Genomic DNA, 18,156 nt, shown 5'->3' with positions numbered 1-18,156 from the left:
ATCGTGCCAGGGCGATGCGTTGTGGCGCAGCGAGGCCGGAATCCCGCTCCCCGGCCACCGCACACCACCGGAATGGGTCGACGATCTGGCGGAGCGTTTCGGCTCGCTCGGCATCGACCCCGAAAAGCCGCCCGCTGCCGGCTGAGACCTCCTCACCGGCCCAGCCATCCCCCGTCGACCGGAATGAGGGCACCGTGCACGTAGTCGGAGGCCGACGAGGCGAGAAATACCGCGACACCGGCGAAATCCTCGGGCTGGGCCCAGCGTCCGGCCGGAATACGGTCCAAAATGGACGCGAAGCGGGCCGGGTCCTCGCGCAGCGCCCGCGTGTTGTCGGTTTCCACATAACCGGGAACGATCGCGTTGACGTTCACACCGTGCTTGGCCCATTCGTTGGCGAGCGCGCGAGTCAGTCCGGCGATCCCCGATTTCGCCGCCGCGTATCCGGGCACGTTGATTCCACCCTGGACACTGAGCAGTGACGCGGTGAACACGATTTTGCCGCGTCCGCGCTCGAGCATGCGACGGCCGACCTCGCGGGTGAGCGTGAACTGACTGCTGAGGTCCACGGCGATGACGCGGTCCCAGTCGGCGTCGGAATGCTCCGCGGCGGGGGCGCGGGCGATGGTGCCGGCGTTGTTCACCAGAATATCCACTTCGCGGCCGAGGTCGCCCAAAGCGGCGGCGAGGTTCGTGACGGCCGCGCGGTCGGCGAAGTCGGCGCTCAGCGTGGTGCAGTTGCGTCCGAGCGCGGTGACCCTGGCCTCCACTTCGCTGCCCGAGGCCTCCTGATGCGCGCTCACCGCGACGATGTCGGCTCCCGCGGATGCCAGCGCCTCCGCGATGGCCAAACCGATGCCCCGGCGCGCGCCGGTCACCACCGCGAGCTGTCCGGTGAGGTCGAACGCCCTCGGGAAGGCGTTGGTCATCGTGCTTCCTCCACTCCCCCGGCTCCACAGTCGATCAGGATCTTCATCACTCCCGCGCCCGATTCGAGGGCGGCGAAGGCATCCGCGGCTCGCTCCAACGGTTCGATCCGCGAAATCAACGTCGCCGCCGGGACATCGCCACCGGCGATCAACCGTACCGCCGCCTGGAAGTCGTCGCGGTCGTACAGACGCGCGCCGAGCAGGGTCAGTTCGCGCCAGAAGAACCGGTGCAGGTTCACTTCGCGTGGCACGGAATGGATGGCCACCTGAACCAGGCGGCCCCGGGTGGCCAGTGCGTCGACCGCGGTCTCCACGCCCGCGGCCGCGCCTGAGACCTCGAAAGCGACCGTCGCGCCCGCCCCCTCGGTCCATCGCCCGACGGCATCGGTCAACCCGTCCGCCGACGGGTCGAGTGCCCTCAAGCCAAGGCTTTCGGCGACGGACCGGCGGTAGGAATCGGGTTCGACCACCAGCACGTCCGCCCCGGAGCGGCGGGCGACGAGGGCGATGAGCAACCCGATCGGGCCGCCACCGACGACTATCGCCTGCTCGCCCGGCCGCAGGCCGGCGCGCTTCACATCGTGCACCGCCACCGCGGTCGGCTCGACCAGCGCGGCGTGGTCCAGCCGCAGGTCCGGTGGGAGCCGCACCAGCGTGGCCGCGGGCACCGTCCAACTGCTCTGCAGGGACCCGGACGCGTCGACGCCCAGAAAGACCAGGCGTTCGCAGATGTGGGCATGCCCTGCCTGGCAGGCCGGGCACCGTCCACACCAGCTCAGTGGCATGACGGTGACCGGGTCACCGGGACGCCACCCGTCCACGTCCTCGCCGATCCGGGCGATCCGGCCGGACATCTCGTGCCCGATCACGCCGGGAGGGCCGACTCGGGCATCCATGTCGCCGTGGAAGATGTGCAAATCGGTCCCGCAGATTCCGGTGTAGGCCACGTCGATGCGGACGTGTCCGGGCGGCGGTGGCGTGGTTCCGGCCGGTTCGACGGTCAGGGTCCGCGCCGCGGAATAGACGACGCGCCGGCCCGCTGGAGTTGTCATGCGTCTCCTTTACCAGGAGATCCGGAAGCGGCCGGGCTCAGTATCCGATGGGCAGTCCGGCGTAGTTCTCGGCCAGCCCGGCGGCGCCCGCGCCACTGGAGGCCACCCATCGCAGCTGGGAAAGCTGCAACTGGGCGTCGAACGGATCGTCCGAGGTGTGCAACATGGTGGTCATCCACCAGGAAAAGTGTGTGCAGCGCCAGACCCGGCGCAACGCGGTTTCGGAGTAGGCGTCGGCGAGTGCGGGTTCCTTGTCGCGCAGCAGCGCGGCCAGCGCCGGGGCCAGCAACGCGACGTCGGCGACGGCCAGGTTCAGGCCTTTCGCCCCGGTAGGAGGCACGATGTGCGCGGCGTCGCCGGCCAGGAAAAGGCGCCCGTACCGCATCGGCTGCTGCACGAAGCTTCGCATCGGCAGGACCGACTTCTCCGTGACCGGCCCCGGGGTGAGCGTCCAGCCGTCCTGGCCGTGACCGAGCCGGGTGGCCAGCGCGTCCCAGATCCGGTCGTCGGACCACTCGGTGATGTCCGTGCCCGTGGGTACCTGCAGGTACAACCGCGACACCGTGGCCGACCGCATGGAGTGCAGCGCGAAGCCGTCCGGGTGCCAGGCATAGATCAGCTCGTCGGTCGAGGGAGCGACGTCGGCGAGGATCCCGAGCCACGAGTAGGCGTACGTACGCTCCCAGGTGGCCGGATCGGGAATCGCGGCGCGGGAGGGCCCGAACGAACCGTCGCAGCCCACGACCACCTCCGCGTCGATCCGCCCGGCCTGGCCGTCCGGGCCGACGAAGGTGACGAAGGGTTGCTCGGTGGCCACGTCGTGCACGGCGGTATCGGTGACTTCGTAGAGGATCCGCTGCCCGGACGCCTGCCGCGCGCGGCCGAGGTCCTTGGTCAGCTCGGTCTGCCCGTAGACCGTGACGCCACGGCCCACCAGGTCCACGAAGTCCAGGTGATGCCGCTCGCCGGGCCAGTTCAGGTAGATGCCGCGGTGGAAGTCGCCCTCGGAATCCAGCCGCTCGCCCAGCCCGGCAGTGTGCAGTAAGTCCACTGTGGACTGTTCGAGGATGCCGGCGCGAATGCGCGCCTCGACGTACTCGCGCGAGCGGGTCTCCACGATGACGGACTCGATGCCCGCCTCGTCGAGCAGATGGGACAACAACAGTCCGGCCGGGCCAGCTCCGACGATGGCGACCTGGGTACGCATGGCACCAGTCTCACCGCGGCGCCCCTCGGCGCCCAAGCATGCCTCTCACTCAGTGGAAAGGCTCCGCCCGATTCCGGCGGCGGCGACCTGCAGCGCGGCGATCAGCCGCGGACGGTGCCGCCGCAGGTCGGGCACGACGAGCCCGAGCGCCGCGATCACCTCGCCGTGACGGCCGATGGGAACGGCCACGGAACAGGCACCGAGGCTCATCTCCTCGATCGTCTGTGCGATTCCGTTTCGTCGCACCCGCTCCAGTTCGGCGCGCAACCGCCCCGGTTGAGTCACCGTATAGGGCGTTATACGCCGCAGATCCGCCAGCACCGCGTTTCGCACCTCCGCCGGCGCGTGGGCCAGCAGGACCTTCCCGACGCCGGTGGCATGCATGGGCAGCCTGCCGCCGACCCGGCTCACGACGGGTACGGTCGCCCGCCCGGAGAGCCGGTCGAGGTAGAGCACCTCGTGGCCCGCTCGCTCGGCAAGGTGCACAGTGGCGCGGGTGGCGGCGTAGAGGTCCTGCAGAAACGGCGCGGCGATCTGGCGCAGCTCGGCCTGCACCGGCGCGAGGAGGCCGAGGGCCCACAGACGGCGCCCGACGACATAGCGATCGTCCTGCCGTTCCAGGCCACCGAGCGCCACGAGTTCCGCGGCCAGCCGGTGCGCGGTGGCCAGGGGAAGCGCCGCGCGGCGGGCCAGTTCGCTTGCGGTCAGGGCGCGATGTTCGGCGTCGAAGGCGCCGAGCACGGCGAACACCCGGGACGCGACGCTGGCACCGGGCCGGGAAAGATTTCCGGGCACCACCACATCTTGCCCCCTTGACCGACCGTCGCCTGAACTGTCGTGCGATTCGGCCCCCTCGATGGGGGACGAATCGCACGGCTGACAGCATGGACATCCGCGGCGGGCATCACCGGCAGGCCGCGAGGACCGGAATCGGGAACAGGCAGGCAAGGAATGGCGACGGACCCGCTGCCCCGCTCGCAAGAGGGAGCCGAACCGCAGCTGCTGCTCACCTCGCTGCTCGGCGACTTCTGGTACTGGCGCGACGAGCACATCCCGTCGGCCGCGCTGGTCCGCCTGCTCGGCGAGTTCGACATCACCCCGGCCAGCGCGCGAGCCGCGATCCGGCGCCTCGCCGCGCGCGGTCTGCTCACCGTGTCCCGCAGCGGCCGGACCACGGCTTACGGAATCCCCGCCCGCACCTCCGAGGTGATCATCGAGCGCACCCACCGGATGCTGACGTTCGGCACGACCGCCCCCGACTGGGACGGCCAGTGGACCGTGGTCGCCTTCTCGGTTCCGGAACAGGACCGCGGCGTGCGCACAGCGCTTCGTTCCCAGCTTCGAGTCCTGCGGTTCGCCGCCCTCTACGACGGGGTCTGGGTCAGCCCGCACGACCTGGCCGAAGCCGCGCACGGCGTGCTGGACGAACTCGGACTGCGCAGCGCCACGATCTTCCGTGCCACCGAGGTTCCCGGCGGCACGGCGGAGGGCGGCCCCGTCGCGGCGTTCGACCTCGGCCCGCTCGCCGAGGAGTACGAGCGGTTCGCGGAGCGGTACGAACCGGTCCTCACGAACCTCGAGGACGGCATGATCAGCCCGGCGCAGGCCCTGCGCACCCGCACCGAGCTGCGCGTGGACTGGCGCCGGTTCCCGGAGACCGACCCCGACCTGCCGGCGGCCCTGCTCCCGCCCGGCTGGGCGCGGGACCGCGCGCAGAAGGTGTTCCTGCACATCTACGACCGGCTGGGCCCACTCGCCGAGCTCCGGTTCCGGCAGCTACTGGCCACCGCCGACCCCGCGCTGGCCGAACTCGCCTCCCACCACGACTCCGCGAAGGTGGCGGCGCTGTTCGCCGAGCTCGGCGGCCGGCGCGCGGCCGGCGACACACCGCTCGAACGGGCCACCGCCGCGCGACGGCTGGAGGAAGCGCGTCACAACTGACCGGCGGTCGCACTCTTCCCGTCGATGGTGTGCTGCCCTCAGGCGTACCTGAGATGGTGCGGACGGCGGCGTTCGAGCGCTTCGCGACCGAGTGCGAGAAGGTCTTCGGTGGTGCCGTACTTGATCAGCCCGGCGAGTTCGGGAGAATACCGTTCCACGATCTGCCGCACCCGCATCGCGGCGAGCGGGCCGAGCGTGTTATAGACCTCCACGAAGAGTTCGTACGCTTCGCGGCGGGGCCACCTGGCGGGCAGGAGGTTCGACGGGAGGTCCGGGTCGAGTCCCGGAAAGCTCCGCCAGCTGTCCATGATGCGGGTGCGCGACAGCAGCGCCTGGCTCGCGCCGATGTCGCCGTCGCGAACCTGTGCTCGCAGAGGTTCATACGTGGCAAGGAATTCGGTGTAGCGCGAGGCGATCTCGTCGAGATCCCAGGCGTCGATCGGACTTCGCCCCGACGGTGCGTGCTCCGTCGCGCGAAAGATGGTGACCTCCCGCAACCCGAGTTCGTCGAACTCCTGCCGGGCCTGCTCGGCGACCGGCCGGGCCGACACCCAGCTGCCGTCGTAGAACGGGGCGAAACCCAGCCAGCGCAGTCGTGAGTAGACCGAGTACCGCAGATCACGTTCGCCCTCGGACAGCGAGAACATCACCACGGTCCACCGGCCGTCCCAGGACTCGTTCTCCTGTCCGAACAGGACGAACCGGTAGCCTCCGGCCAGAAGCATGTCCGAGGCACCGGGCGCGAGGCCGTAGTAGGAATTGCGGCCCGTCTTCGACGTGACGACGACACCTCGCCGGGCCAGCCGGTTGAGCGCGGCGCGGGCTGCCGTGAGTCCGACATCGAATTCACCGAGCAGCGCGACGAGCGCCGCGGACGGCAGGTGCTCGGTGCGCAGTACCCAGTAGTCGCCGAGCAACGTCGTCAGCAGGTGCTGCGAGGAGGAACCCGCCTGCGACCTCGGCAGGTGCGGCGGCCGCACCGCGGTCACCCGATCACCCCCCGGCCGAGGAGTCCGTCGATGCGTTCGGGCGAATAGCCGAGCAGATCCCGGTAGACCCGGTCGTTGTGCTCGCCGAGCGTGGGTACCGACGACGAGTAGCCGGTCGGCGAGCGGGACAGGTGCACCGGCAGTCCGCTGCCGATCATGCTCTCGTCACTCTCGTCACTCTCGTAGCCGGGATGCCGGAGCGGGACGGTGTCGCGCCTGGACAGCAGAAGTTCGTCGCGTACCGCCTCGGACGGGTTCCGCACCGGGGCGCACGGTACGCCGTTGGCCTCGAGCGCCGAGACCGCGTCCTGAGTGGTACGCGTGCTCGTCCAGTCCTCGATGAGCGCATGGAGTTCGTCGGCGTGGGCGACACGGCCGTCCCGGGTGGCGAACCGATCGTCGTCGAGCGGCCCGCCCAGTGCGCTGAGGACGCCTCGGGCGAACTTGGTTTCCGGTGCGCAGACGGCGACCCATCCGTCGGTCGTGCGAAACACCCCGAACGGAGCCAGCCGCGGCATGAACCTGCCGCTGCGGCCGGAGCGGCCGAGCGGCTCGAGCAGATGGGACTGCTCACTCGCCACCAGCGCGGTGAGCGAACCGAGCATGGACACGTCGACGTGCTGCCCGATGCCCGTCGCCTCCGCCTGGCGCAGCGCGCCGAGAATGCCGATCACGGCGAACAGTGGCGCGGACAGGTCTCCGACGGGGACGCCGACCCGGACGGGCGGGTCGCCGTCTTCTCCGGAGGTCATCATGGTGCCGGACAGCGCCTGGATGATCGCGTCCATCGCCTTGCCCCCGCCCGGTTCACCGCCGGCGCCGAAACCGGAGATCGAGCAGTAGACGACGCGGGGGTTGGCCGCCCGCGCCGCCGCGTAGCCGACGCCGAGCCGGTCCGCGGTGCCGCGGCTGTAGTTCTCCACCACGATGTCCGCGTGGCGGACGAGATCGGCGAAAACTTCGGCCGCGGCCGGGTTCTTCAGGTTGAGCGTCGCGCTTTCCTTGCCGCGCGTCCGTTCGAGGGTGCCAAGCGACATGTCGTCGTCGTGCTGCCGCGTCAGGGAAAGGCCGTCACGGCCGAAGTACGGTGCGTTGTTGCGCACCCGGTCGCCGCCGTCGGGGTTCTCCACCTTGATGACGCGAGCGCCGAGGCCGCTGAGCAGGAGCGTGGCGTAGGGGCCGGCCAGCGCGATCGTCAGGTCGATGACGGTGATGCCCTCCAGGGGGCGGGGGACCTCGGCGGTGCGCTCGGGCATGGGATTCCTCGGTGGTTGCGAAGGTTCGGTCGTTTTCGGCTGTGTGTTCACCGGCTGCTCGCCTCGCGGGCCCGCCGCCGGGCGGCCACCGGGGTCGCCCGCTTCTCGATGAACTCGGCGACCTGCGCCTGCACGGTGTTCTGGTCCCAGCTGCGGGCGTCGCCGCTGTCGCCGGTGATCTGCAGCACCGGCACTCCGGCGGCCTCGATGGCGCGGTTGACGAAGTAGTTCCCCCTGCGGTCCGTGGTCGCCATATGGACGGCGCCGTCGACGCGGTTGTGCACCGCTTCCTTGGCGTACCACTCACTGGCCCACGGTGGCGCGTTGATCATGTCGGGGAACGCGGCGAAGCGTCCGGCGAGGGTGCGCAGCGGATCCTCGCCGTGCCGGATGTAGCCGTCGGCTGCGATGCCCAGGTACATCGACCAGACGAACACCGCGCCGTAGGTTTCCTGGAACCAGGTGTAGAAGCCCATGTCGAACCACAGTCCCGTGCCGACCCACATGAGGCGGATCCGCTCGTCCGGACACGGTGACTCACCCTTTTCCGCGCGGTCTCGGACTTCTTCGTAGAAGGTGCGTGCCGCATCGCGGGCCCACGCGGTTCCCCGGTGCCACTGGGGAATCATGACGCTGGGAATGCTGTCGCTGATGGTGACCGGCGCGGGAGTGCTCCGCGCGATGAGGTCACGGGCCGCACGGTTGTACGTCTGCTGCTCGTTCACCAGGTCCATCACCTCGCGAAAGCGTTCCTCGTCGAAGGTCCGGCCGGTGGCCAGTTCGAGGTGGCGGACGACGCCCGTCAGTTCCGCCGTCATCAGGTCGATGCGCGGCTTGCCGATCAGCGCTTCCCAGTCATCCTCGATGCAGTCCCACCAGTGCGGATCAACCTCGCGCGCGATCGTTCGCTCGAAGCCCAGAAAGGTGGCGCCCCGTTCTCGTTGCCAGGCTTCGAAAACCTTGCGCAACACGTCACCGGTCATCTCGGCGAGGACGAAGCTGATCGGGGGCAGCCCACCCCACGGCGGATCGTCGTCGAAGGTGGAGGCCAGCGCCAGGGTGTTGTACTGCTCCTGGTCGGCGGGGAAACCCCGCTCGGCGAGCAGTCGCAGGTAGGCGCCGGACTTCTGTTTCGCCGCACACACCGACGCCCACCACTGGTTGACCACGTACGGGATGTCCATGGCCCGCAGGATTTCCTGTGGCGCGTCGGCGTTGACCAGTGCGACGGGGTCCCCGGCGGCGGCTCGCTCTTTCAGTTCGGCGAACCATCGCCGCTGGTAGCTCGTGGCCGCTTTGGCGGAGGGAAGACTGGCGCGACTGCGACGCCCCTCGGTGCGTTCGCTCACCGGGACACCTCCGCGACGCGCCCGCGCAGCGCTTCCGTCAGTATTCGGATGGCCTCGTCATCACCGTCCGCGCCGTAGGCCTGGGCCGGGACGGCCACCAACGGAATGCCCTTCCCTTCGAGGGCACGGCGTTGCATCGGCACGTCCCATGCGGGGGCATCGTCGTTTTGACGCGTCCAGGCGATGACGAGGTCGGCGCCGCAGGCAACGGCCATCCGAACCGTCTGCCCGGCTCGCGTGGCGGCCGCGTGCCCGGCGGAGGCGGGCGCGTCCCGTGCGCGGGAGCGCACGAGCGCGGCGCGGAGGTCGGACGAGCGCCCCACGACCCGTTCCCCGGCGAGTGCTCCCCAGTCATGGTCCTCGCCGACGATGACCGCGCCGAGCGATTCGATCACCTCGTAGGCACGGGGGGAATCGTGGCCGCAGCCGGTGAGGAACACCCGGACACCTTCGCGGCGCGGTAGTTTTCCGGCCTCGTCGAGCAGTTGTCCGGCCAGTTCGCACCAGATCCGTGGCGAGGTGAGAAAGGCCGCGCCGATCACCGCGAGCGCGTCGGCGCCGGTGAGCCGTGGCCCGCCCGGCGCGGTGCGAAGTTCGGTTCCCACCGCGCGGATCAGGGCGCGTACCCGATCGTGCTCCGCGACGGCGTCTCGCAGACCGTCATCGGAGACCGGCCGTCCGGCCCACTCGCCCATCTCGGTCACGAAGGCGTCGAGCCGGGTGCGGTTGTAGACGGCCGACGTCCGTTGCGGCAGGTGCACCAGATCGGTGAAAGTGAAGCGCGGCACGCCCGGCCGCCGTTCCAGGCGTTGGATTTCTCGCAGGTACAAGAACAATCGCACGGTCCCCTCGCAGTCGGCGGACAGCACGAGACCAGCCGCCTCGGCGGCCTCTCCCTCCAGCAGGCGGGCGAGTAGCGAGACGGCGGCCCCGTCGATACCCGGGCCGCAGTAACGCGCGGCCGCCTCGTGCGCCCCGGCCCGGCCCGGGAAGCGAAAAGGTACGAATCCGCAGGCGGAGAGCACCTCGACCGGAACGTCAGCGCCCACATACGCCACCGTGGGCCGGTCGTCGAGCGCGGCGGGCACCGGGCCCGTGCGCGCCTCATAGAGCGCAGTGAGCCTGTCGAACGCACTCATCATCGCTCACTCCACTTGATAGATGACGGACTCACCAGGGGATCAATAACACAACACAAGTTGTGACACCTGTCAACAAAAGACAGCCCGTCAAGCAAGAAGTGCCTCTTGAACCGGTCATCGACCGCGATCGAGAACTTCCCACCCCGACAGACCGGGCAAGAGTATGCGAGACAGAAGAGTTGACACTCGGATGACCAACTGCGTATGGTCCAGCCCACACTTGCAAGGCCGGCACGGCGGTTCAGGATTGTCTGGTCGCCGAGCGCCGCCCCCGTATCGCCCGTTCACGATCGACACCGCCTGTGCCGGTATGAGACCGACGACCACCGGCCGCTCCCCAGAGTCGAGGAGGACCTAAATGCGCAGATCTTCGCGTGGCCGACGGCGTTCGCCCACCCTGCTGGCCGTGGCGAGCGCCCTCGCCCTCGCCGTGGCCGCCACCGCGGCCTGTTCGCCGTCCGGCAGCGGACCTTCGGGCGGCGGCGGCTCGACGTCGAAGCTGGTCGTGCAGTTCACCGGACCGCCGATCAGCCTCAACCCCGCGCTGGGCGGGAACGGCCTGTCGACGATGTTCACCGCGTTGAGCTACGACCCGCTGATCTATCTCGGCGGCGACGGCAAGTTCGTCCCGGACCTGGCCACCTCGTGGAACTACGTCGGCCAGGACAACAAGGTCTTCGAAATGACGCTGCGGCAAGACGTCAAGTTCGCCGACGGCAGCCCGATGACGCCGGACGCCGTGGTCGCGTCGATGAAGTACTTCCTCAAGGCAGGCGGCGGGCTCGTCGCCGACGCGGGCGCGGTCGAATCGATCACCGCCGTGGGCCAGGACAAGGTTCGCGTCACCTACAGCGCACCGAACCCCGATGCCGCCATGACCATGACGCAGTACCACGGGATCGGCATGATCATCGGCCCGAAGGGCCTCGCCGATCCGCCGTCGCTGCTCACCACCAGCGACGGGACGGGACAGTACGTCTACAACGCCAAGACCTCGGTCGCCGGCAACCGCTACGAGTACGACAAGAACCCCGGCTATTTCAACCCCTCGGCCCAGATGTTCGGCGGGGTGACCATCCGCGTCATCGGTGACGCGCAGGCCGTGCTGTCCGCGGCCCAGACCGGCCAGGTGCAGTTCGCCGGTGGCAGCGCCACCACGGTCGAAGCGGCGAAACAGGCCAACCTCACGGTGCTTTCCGCGCCGTTCTTCAACTGGACGCTGATCCTCGCCGATTCGGCGGGCACGATCAGCAAGCCGCTGGGCGACGCCCGGGTCCGGCAGGCCATCGCCTACGCGCTCGACCGCAAGGGCCTGGCCAACGCGCTCGGCGGCCAGTACGCGGCCGCGAGCACACAGGTGCCGCTGCAGGGGATCGACGGGTACGTCCCGGACTCCGGATACACCTACGACCTGGCCAAGGCCAAGGACCTGATGGCCCAGGCCGGCTACGCGGACGGATTTCCGCTGACCATCCTCACCGAATCCCTCCTCGACCGGAACACCACCTACTCGCAGGCGATCGCGGACGCGCTCGGGGCCATCGGGATCAAGGTCACCCTGCACGTGCAGTCCACCGGAATCGGGCAGTTCACCGGTGACTCGCTGAGCAAGCAGTACCCGGCGGTCATCTTCCCCACCGCGGGGGTCGACATGTTCCAGCTCCACAACCAGATCTCGGCGGGGCTGTTCAATCCGTTCGGCAACAAGGACCCGCAGGTCGAATCCACGCTGGCACGGGCTTTCGCGGCCGACGGGACCGAACGCACCGGCCTCTACCAGGAAGCGTCGCGGCGCTATCAGGATTTGGCGTGGTACGTGCCGGTCTTCTCCACCCAGAACCTGATGTATGTCGGCCCCAAGCTGGCTAACGTCAAGGCTTCGCAGCTCAACCCCAACCCGATGCCCGTCGCGCCGACGGCCGATCTGGCCTGGAAGAGCAAGTAGGCACGGCGGAATCGAGGCTGTGCCGATCGTTACCAACCCGACCACAGCCACGGCGGAAACAGCTCTCCGCAAGCGGTTCGGTTGCGGACCGTCTCCGCCTACTTCTGGGTCGGATTGGTAACGCGGGAAGGAGAACGAGGGACGTGCTGAAGCTGTTGGCCCACCGGATCGCGTTGTCGGTTCCCCTGGTCCTGCTGGTGTCGGTGGTGGTGTTCGCGCTGGAGTCGCTCGTGCCGGGCGACCCGGCGCGCACCATCCTCGGGCAGGACGCGACAACGGAGAGCATCGCCGCTCTCCACCAGCAACTGGGCCTCGACCAGCCGTGGACCGAGCGTTACGGGAACTGGCTTTCCGGGCTCCTCCACGGAGACCTCGGGACCTCGCTGTTCACCGGCGGTGACGTCGTCTCGGAGCTGAACACCCGGCTCGGTGTCACGGTGTCGCTGGTCCTGTGTTGCGTGATCGTCAGCGCGGTCGTCGGTATCTCGCTCGGGTTGTTCAGCGCGGTGCGGGGAGGGCCGGCCGCGCGAGTCGTCGACGTGCTGTCGCTGGCCGGGCTCGCACTGCCGAACTTCTGGGTGGCGATCGTCCTGGTGGCGCTGTTCGCCGTGAAGGTCCGCCTGTTCCCGGCGACCGGTTACGTTTCACTCGCCGAGTCGCCGGGCAACTGGGTGCGCTCGCTGGTCCTGCCGGTGATCGCGCTCAGCCTCTTCGGGGTCACCGCGGTGGCCAAACAGGCCCGCGACTCCGCGCTGGACGTGCTGGACACCGACTACGTCCGCGTGCTGCGCGGAAACGGGGTTTCCGAGACGCGGATCGTGCTCAAGCACGTGCTGCGCAACGCCGCCATCCCCGTGGTCACGGTGCTGGGTGTGGTCGCCGTTTCCATGCTCGGCGGCACCGTGTTCGTCGAGGGCGTGTTCGTGCTCCCCGGGCTCGGCAGCCTCGCCACCCAGGCGACCGTCGACCACGACCTGCCCGTGATCCTGGGCATCGGGGTCTACTTCACCGTCGTGGTCATCATCATCAACCTGCTCGTCGATTTCGCTTACGGCGTACTGAACCCGAAGGTGCGGGTGTCATGACCACGGTGCCCTCGTCAGTGCCCCAGCAGAGCGCGGGAACGAGCCTGATCCGGTCCGTGCTGACCTCGCCACGGGGCGCGATCGTCGTCACGTTCCTTCTCCTGCTCGTCCTCGTGTGCGCGCTGGCGCCGGTCATCGCGCCGTTCGATCCGCTGGAGCAGCATCTGTCCGCGGTCCGGTCCGGGCCGTCGGGCAGCTACTGGCTGGGCACCGACAGCCTGGGACGTGACCTGCTCAGCCGGTTGCTCCACGGCGGTCGCGGTTCGCTGTCCGGCGTGCTGGAGGCGGTGCTGGCGCTGTTGGTCGTCGCGCTGCCGGCGGGCCTGCTCGCCGGTTACCTCGGCGGCACCTTCGACCGGATCATGATGCGCGTGGCCGAAGTGGTCATGTCGGTGCCGGTCATCATCATCCTGCTCGCGGTGCTGTCCATCTTCGACCACAGCATGACCTCGGCCATGATCGCCTTCGGGGTGCTCGGCTCGTCGGGGCTGATGCGGGTGATCCGCGGGGCGGCGCTGACCGCCCGAGAGCAGCTCTACGTCACCGCCGCGGAGCTGATGGGTCTCTCGCGGCTGCAGGTGGTCGCACGGCACGTGCTCCCCCGCTGCCGCGGCGTCATCATCGTCCAGGCATCGTTGTTCGCGGCCGTCACGCTCGGGGTGCAGACCGGACTGACGTTCCTGTCCCTGGGACCTCCACCGCCCGCGCCGACCTGGGGCGGCATGGTCGCCGACGCCGCGTCGGTGTTCAACCAAGACGCGTGGATGCTCGTGCCGCCGGGGGTGACCATCGCGCTCACCGTGCTGGCCTTCGGTGTGCTGGGCGATGTCGTCCGCGACGCCAACGCGGAAAAGCACGCCGCCGCGCCCCGGCCGCGCCGGCGCCGACGGAAGGGCGCGCCGGCCGCGCCCGGCGCCGGTGAACCGGTCCCGGAAGACGGAGCGCTGCTCTCGGTACGGGATCTGTCGGTCACGACCGACGACGAGCAGGCACTCACCCTGCTCGATGGTGTCGGCTTCGCGATCGGGCCGGGGGAAACGGTCGGGCTGGTCGGTGAATCGGGCAGTGGCAAGACCATGACGGCGCGCGCGGTGATGGGTCTGCTGCCGCGCAACTGCCGGATCAGCTCGGGAGCGGTCGTCTTCGACGGCAAGCCGATTCAAGGTCTGGACCAGCGAGCGTTCCGCGAGTTGCGCGGCAGGCGGATCGCCATGATCGCGCAGGAGCCGATGGCGGCACTCGATCCCTCCTTTCGTATCGGGTCCCTGGTCGCCGAGGTGGTCCGGGCGGTGGACGGCCTCAGGGGCAAGGCCGCGCAAGCCCGGGTGATCGAGCTTCTGCGCCTGGTCGAGATCCCCGAGCCCGAAGAGGCCGCCCGGCGGTTCCCGCACCAGATCTCGGGCGGAATGGCTCAGCGGGTGGCGATCGCGATGGCGCTGGCCGGCCGCCCGGAACTGCTCATCGCCGACGAGCCCACAACGGCCCTCGACGTGACGGTGCAAGCGGAGATCCTCGATCTGCTGCGCTCGTTGCAGCAGGAGAACCACATGGCGATCCTGCTCGTCACCCACGACTGGGGAGTCGTCGCCGACGTCTGCGCGAAAGTCGTGGTCATGTACGCCGGTCAAGTCGTCGAGACCGCACGGGCCGCCGATGTCTTCGAGACGCCGGCGCATCCCTACACGCGGGCCCTGCTGCTCTCCAGCCCGGAACACGCCGTGGCCGGCGAGCGCATCCAGGCCATTCCCGGAACTGTTCCCTCGCCGCGGCACTGGCCGACGGGCTGCCGCTTCGCGAGCCGGTGCGAATTCGCGAGGCCGGCCTGCACGGAAGGAGTGATACCCGTGGAGCGCATTTCCGAAGGCCGCGTCTCCCGCTGTGTCCGCGTGAACGTCCTGCTGGGACAAGAGGCCCGCCGGTGACCGCGAACCCGTTGGTAGAGGTGCGAGGCCTGTGTGTCGACTACCGGGTCAAGCGGCGTCAGCGATTCCGTGCCGTCGACTCCGTCGACCTGACCGTCAACGCCGGGGAAACGCTGGGGGTGGTCGGCGAATCCGGCTCCGGCAAGTCGACCATCGCGAAGGCGATTCTCGGGATCGCTCCCGTCACGGCGGGCACCATTCGCTTCGACGGCGCGGAGTTGGATCCCCACCGCGTGCGGCGGCGCGAGCCGGTCACCGATATGCAAGTCGTGTTTCAGGATCCGGTGAGCTCGCTCGATCCCACCAAGACCGTGGGCTACACCATCGCCGAGCCGCTGGTGGCCAAACTGCGGAGAACAGGCGGCGAGCGCGACGTCCGGCGGCAGGTCGCGGAGATGCTCGACCGGGTCGGCCTGCCCGCGGCCGCCGCGTCGCGTTATCCGGCCCAGTTCTCCGGCGGCCAGCGTCAGCGGATCGCGATCGCGCGGGCGTTCGTCGTCCGGCCCCGGCTCGTCATCTGCGACGAGGCGGTCAGCGCGCTGGACTTGTCGGTGCAGGCGCAGATTCTCAATCTCCTGGCGGATGTCCAGCGCGAACTGGGTGTCGGCTACCTGTTCATCTCCCACGACCTGAGCGTCGTCGAGCACATCTCCGACCGTGTCCTGGTGCTCTACCGGGGCCGTGTCATGGAAACAGGCACGGCGGCCCAGGTCGTCCGGTCCCCCCGGCACCCCTACACCAGGGCGCTGCTCGCGGCCGCTCCGGTGCACGACCCGGCTCAGCAACGCCGGCGCCGGGAACTGCGTTCGAGCTACCGGGTCACGCCCAGCCGCTCGCTGCCACTCGGAGACCTGTGCCCCTACACACACCGCTGCGGTTTCGCCGTGGGATCGTGCTTCCACCAACGACCCGTACCCCAGGAGACCGACGAAGGCACCGTCGCCTGCCACCGCCACGCCGATCTCCCTCCCTACGCCGCGGGTGACCTCCGGCATGAGGCACGACCTGCCACGGCGAAGGGAGGGAGATGACGGTCCTGCAAGCACATCGGCTCGAGACCTCGGCCCACTCCCTGCCGCTCGGGGTCGCCCGGCTCCCCGGCACCGCCTTCGGCGTCGACCTCGAGGCCGCCGGCTATCGCGAAGACGAATACCTCGTCAGCGGCAACGCGAACGCGTGGACCTACGACGAGCACGGGCAAGCGGTGCCGGACGCCGACGTTCCTTACACCACACGGATCCTCGTCCGCCGGCCGGTGGACGAGGCGCGGTTCGACGGAGTGGTGCAGGCCGAACCGCTGCATCCCGAGTACGACACCGCAATCTCCTGGCGTGTGCTGCATCCCTGGATCATGCGCACGGGAGCGGCCTGGGTGGGGATCACACAGGAACCGCGGATCGCCGAATCCTTGCGCGCGGAGTTCGATCCCGCGCGTTACGGCCGGCTCTCGATTCCCGCGCCCAGCCTGCGTTACGACATCGTCGCGGACGTCGTCACGGCGCTCCGGACGCGCGCCTTCGGGCTGTGGGACGGGCCCGAAATCACGCGCGCCTACCTGTCGGGCTGGTCGATGACCGGCTCCTTCTGCCGTGTGTTTCTCGGCGAAGGATTTCACGAACGCCGAAGGCTCCCCGGCGGAGAACCGATTTTCGATGGTTACGTCATCGCCATTTCCTCCGGAGGGGCGGCCCGCGCCGGCTATCCCGGGCTGTCGAATGGTCCGGACCAGCCCACGATGCGGGACCCGCGACGCATCGTCGGAAGTCATGGCGTGCCGGTGATCGAACTGCTCAGCGAGGTCGAGTCCGAAACCCACGGTCCGGTCCTGCGCGCCGACAGCGACGATCCGGCCGATCGCTACCGTCTCTACCAGGTGGCCGGAACGTCCCACGACAGCACCGGCCCACACCACGTCGACACCAACCAGGAGCAGTACCGCCGTCGCGGCCTGCCGGTGCCCAGCCGCCGGATCCTCGAGACGCCCAGCGACGCCCGGATGGATTTCGTCGCCCGCGCCGTCTTTTCGCTTCTGGACCGGTGGGTCGCCGACGGCCAGGCCCCGCCACACGCGGAGCGGTTCACCTTCGAGGAGGAGCCTTGCGGTGAAATCGGTGATGCGGTGCCCCTGGCACGCGACGAACACGGCAACGTCCTGGGCGGGATCCGCACCCCCTGGGTCGAAACACCGGTCGCGCGGTACCACCCGCACAGCACTCCGGTGCCCGGCGAATGCCGGCCCTCTCCCTGGATGCCGATGGCCGAACCGGAGGCGATGACCTGGCTGGCCGGCCACATGACGACGTTTTCGGCCGATCTGCTCATCGCCAGGTATCCGACGGCCGAGACCTACCTCACCCGGTACCGGGAGAACTGCCTGGCCATGGTCGGCGCGGGCTTCCTGCGCTGGGAAGAGGTGGAACCGTTACTGGTCGCGGCCGGGCACCGGGCGCTGACCCTGCTCCCCCGGAACCGTCCGGTTCCGGCGCGGTGAATCCGGGCGTCCGCTGGAGGTATTCATGCCCTTTTTCGATTTGAGCGACGTCAAACTCTGGTTCGACGAATACGGCACGGGCGACGAGGTGGTTCTCTCCAGTGCCGCCGGCTTCGACACCTACCCGGCGGTGCTCGCGGACGGCCCCACCAACTGTCATGTGTTCACGCTCCAGGCTCGCGGATTCGGCCGGTCCACCCACCTGACCGCGCCGCCGGAACAGGGGTGGCTCGACCAGTGGGCCGACGACGTGCTCGCGTTCGCCGACCACCTCGGCCTGGAGCGGTTCGTCTACACCGGCGTCTCGCACGGCGGCGGGATCGGCTGGCACCTGGCCCGGCGCCATCCCGAACGATTGAAGGCACTCATCTCCGTGGTGGGCACCCCGCACGACAGGAACGGGGACACGTCCTCGTCGGCGGGCCGCCGTGCGATCGTCGAGAGCCGGAAGAACGCCGACGTCATCGAAAACCAGTTCCGCGTTCTCGGCGGCTCGACGGACACGCCGGAGCGGACCGCGATCCGGGAAAAGACCATCGCGACACTTGTGCGGCGCCATCTGGACTACAGCGACGAAGAGGCCCGCATCAACCAGGGCATGCCGTTTCCCGAGGCCACGTCCGACGAGGAACTCGCCACGATCCTGCGGACCATCGATGTTCCGGTGCTCATCCTCGCCGGGATGCGCGACGGCGTCATCTCACCCGAGTCCGCGTTGAGAGCGGCGCGTAGCGTGCCGCGTGCGAAGGCGGTGCTGTTCGAGGACGAGGGCCACTTCGTCGCCAGCGAGCGCCCGGAACGACTGGTCGCGGAGATCGCCGTCTACCTCGGCGAACTGAATTCCTGAG

At 69.3% G+C, this 18,156-nt stretch carries 16 protein-coding genes; 8 read left to right on the top strand and 8 right to left on the bottom strand.

Annotated elements, in window-relative coordinates; all coding sequences use genetic code 11:
* Nucleotides 1–19 precede the first annotated feature (19 nt).
* Nucleotides 20–145 (top strand): hypothetical protein, encoded by a 126-nt coding sequence (locus tag ACFSXZ_RS02335; RefSeq protein WP_378260713.1) that lies wholly within the window; start codon nucleotides 20–22, stop codon nucleotides 143–145.
* Nucleotides 146–152: 7 nt separating this feature from the next.
* On the opposite strand, the gene ACFSXZ_RS02330 is transcribed toward ACFSXZ_RS02335, so the two are convergent.
* From ACFSXZ_RS02330 to ACFSXZ_RS02315, 4 genes are read right to left on the bottom strand one after another with little or no spacing between them, the layout of a single operon-like run.
* Nucleotides 153–929, bottom strand: a complete 777-nt coding sequence (locus ACFSXZ_RS02330; RefSeq protein WP_378260711.1) for an SDR family oxidoreductase — start codon at nucleotides 927–929, stop codon at nucleotides 153–155.
* Nucleotides 926–1,981, bottom strand: coding sequence for a zinc-dependent alcohol dehydrogenase (locus ACFSXZ_RS02325; RefSeq protein ID WP_378260709.1), 1,056 nt, complete (start codon nucleotides 1,979–1,981; stop codon nucleotides 926–928). The genes ACFSXZ_RS02330 and ACFSXZ_RS02325 overlap by 4 nt, the downstream gene beginning before the upstream one ends.
* 37 nt (nucleotides 1,982–2,018) lie before the next feature.
* On the bottom strand, nucleotides 2,019–3,188 hold the full coding sequence (locus ACFSXZ_RS02320) for a 4-hydroxybenzoate 3-monooxygenase (protein ID WP_378260707.1): 1,170 nt from the start codon (nucleotides 3,186–3,188) through the stop codon (nucleotides 2,019–2,021).
* A gap of 45 nt (nucleotides 3,189–3,233) precedes the next feature.
* The gene (locus tag ACFSXZ_RS02315; protein ID WP_378260705.1) at nucleotides 3,234–3,983 is read right to left on the bottom strand and encodes an IclR family transcriptional regulator; all 750 of its coding nucleotides are present in this window, start codon (nucleotides 3,981–3,983) and stop codon (nucleotides 3,234–3,236) included.
* A 156-nt stretch (nucleotides 3,984–4,139) separates the two neighbouring features.
* Here ACFSXZ_RS02315 and ACFSXZ_RS02310 point away from each other — a divergent pair, with 156 nt between their 5' ends.
* Nucleotides 4,140–5,129: a PaaX family transcriptional regulator gene (locus ACFSXZ_RS02310; RefSeq protein WP_378260703.1), complete on the top strand. Its 990-nt coding sequence runs from the start codon at nucleotides 4,140–4,142 to the stop codon at nucleotides 5,127–5,129.
* Between the two features lie 38 nt (nucleotides 5,130–5,167).
* On the opposite strand, the gene ACFSXZ_RS02305 is transcribed toward ACFSXZ_RS02310, so the two are convergent.
* The 4 genes from ACFSXZ_RS02305 to ACFSXZ_RS02290 are packed head-to-tail and all read right to left on the bottom strand — an operon-like array spanning nucleotide 5,168 to nucleotide 9,865.
* Nucleotides 5,168–6,118, bottom strand: a complete 951-nt coding sequence (locus ACFSXZ_RS02305; protein ID WP_378260701.1) for a PaaX family transcriptional regulator — start codon at nucleotides 6,116–6,118, stop codon at nucleotides 5,168–5,170.
* Nucleotides 6,115–7,374, bottom strand: a complete 1,260-nt coding sequence (locus ACFSXZ_RS02300; protein ID WP_378260699.1) for a CaiB/BaiF CoA transferase family protein — start codon at nucleotides 7,372–7,374, stop codon at nucleotides 6,115–6,117. Before ACFSXZ_RS02300 ends, ACFSXZ_RS02305 begins: the two co-directional genes overlap by 4 nt.
* 47 nt (nucleotides 7,375–7,421) lie before the next feature.
* Entirely contained in the window at nucleotides 7,422–8,723 is a 1,302-nt protein-coding gene (locus ACFSXZ_RS02295; protein ID WP_378260697.1) for a 2-hydroxyacyl-CoA dehydratase, read from the bottom strand.
* Nucleotides 8,720–9,865: a 2-hydroxyacyl-CoA dehydratase gene (locus ACFSXZ_RS02290; RefSeq protein ID WP_378260696.1), complete on the bottom strand. Its 1,146-nt coding sequence runs from the start codon at nucleotides 9,863–9,865 to the stop codon at nucleotides 8,720–8,722. The genes ACFSXZ_RS02295 and ACFSXZ_RS02290 overlap by 4 nt, the downstream gene beginning before the upstream one ends.
* A 358-nt stretch (nucleotides 9,866–10,223) precedes the next feature.
* Between ACFSXZ_RS02290 and ACFSXZ_RS02285 the strand changes: the two genes are divergently transcribed.
* The 6 genes from ACFSXZ_RS02285 to ACFSXZ_RS02260 all read left to right on the top strand — a co-directional run bounded on the left by ACFSXZ_RS02285 (nucleotide 10,224) and on the right by ACFSXZ_RS02260 (nucleotide 18,155).
* A complete protein-coding gene (locus tag ACFSXZ_RS02285; RefSeq protein WP_378260694.1) occupies nucleotides 10,224–11,810 on the top strand; it encodes an ABC transporter substrate-binding protein in 1,587 nt (528 codons plus the stop codon).
* Nucleotides 11,811–11,953: 143 nt separating this feature from the next.
* Nucleotides 11,954–12,895, top strand: coding sequence for an ABC transporter permease (locus tag ACFSXZ_RS02280; protein ID WP_378260692.1), 942 nt, complete (start codon nucleotides 11,954–11,956; stop codon nucleotides 12,893–12,895).
* The gene (locus ACFSXZ_RS02275; protein ID WP_378260690.1) at nucleotides 12,892–14,817 is read left to right on the top strand and encodes a dipeptide/oligopeptide/nickel ABC transporter permease/ATP-binding protein; all 1,926 of its coding nucleotides are present in this window, start codon (nucleotides 12,892–12,894) and stop codon (nucleotides 14,815–14,817) included. Before ACFSXZ_RS02280 ends, ACFSXZ_RS02275 begins: the two co-directional genes overlap by 4 nt.
* On the top strand, nucleotides 14,814–15,848 hold the full coding sequence (locus ACFSXZ_RS02270) for an oligopeptide/dipeptide ABC transporter ATP-binding protein (RefSeq protein WP_378260688.1): 1,035 nt from the start codon (nucleotides 14,814–14,816) through the stop codon (nucleotides 15,846–15,848). Before ACFSXZ_RS02275 ends, ACFSXZ_RS02270 begins: the two co-directional genes overlap by 4 nt.
* Nucleotides 15,845–17,308 (top strand): alpha/beta hydrolase domain-containing protein, encoded by a 1,464-nt coding sequence (locus tag ACFSXZ_RS02265; RefSeq protein ID WP_378260686.1) that lies wholly within the window; start codon nucleotides 15,845–15,847, stop codon nucleotides 17,306–17,308. The genes ACFSXZ_RS02270 and ACFSXZ_RS02265 overlap by 4 nt, the downstream gene beginning before the upstream one ends.
* A 25-nt stretch (nucleotides 17,309–17,333) precedes the next feature.
* Nucleotides 17,334–18,155, top strand: coding sequence for an alpha/beta fold hydrolase (locus tag ACFSXZ_RS02260; RefSeq protein WP_378260684.1), 822 nt, complete (start codon nucleotides 17,334–17,336; stop codon nucleotides 18,153–18,155).
* Nucleotide 18,156: the final 1 nt, after the last annotated feature.

This window comes from Amycolatopsis pigmentata (genome assembly GCF_042684065.1).
In the GTDB taxonomy this organism is placed as follows: domain Bacteria; phylum Actinomycetota; class Actinomycetes; order Mycobacteriales; family Pseudonocardiaceae; genus Amycolatopsis_E; species Amycolatopsis_E pigmentata.
The sequence above is the reverse complement of the archived record's forward strand: the minus strand, read 5'-3'. Positions and strand labels throughout refer to the sequence as shown.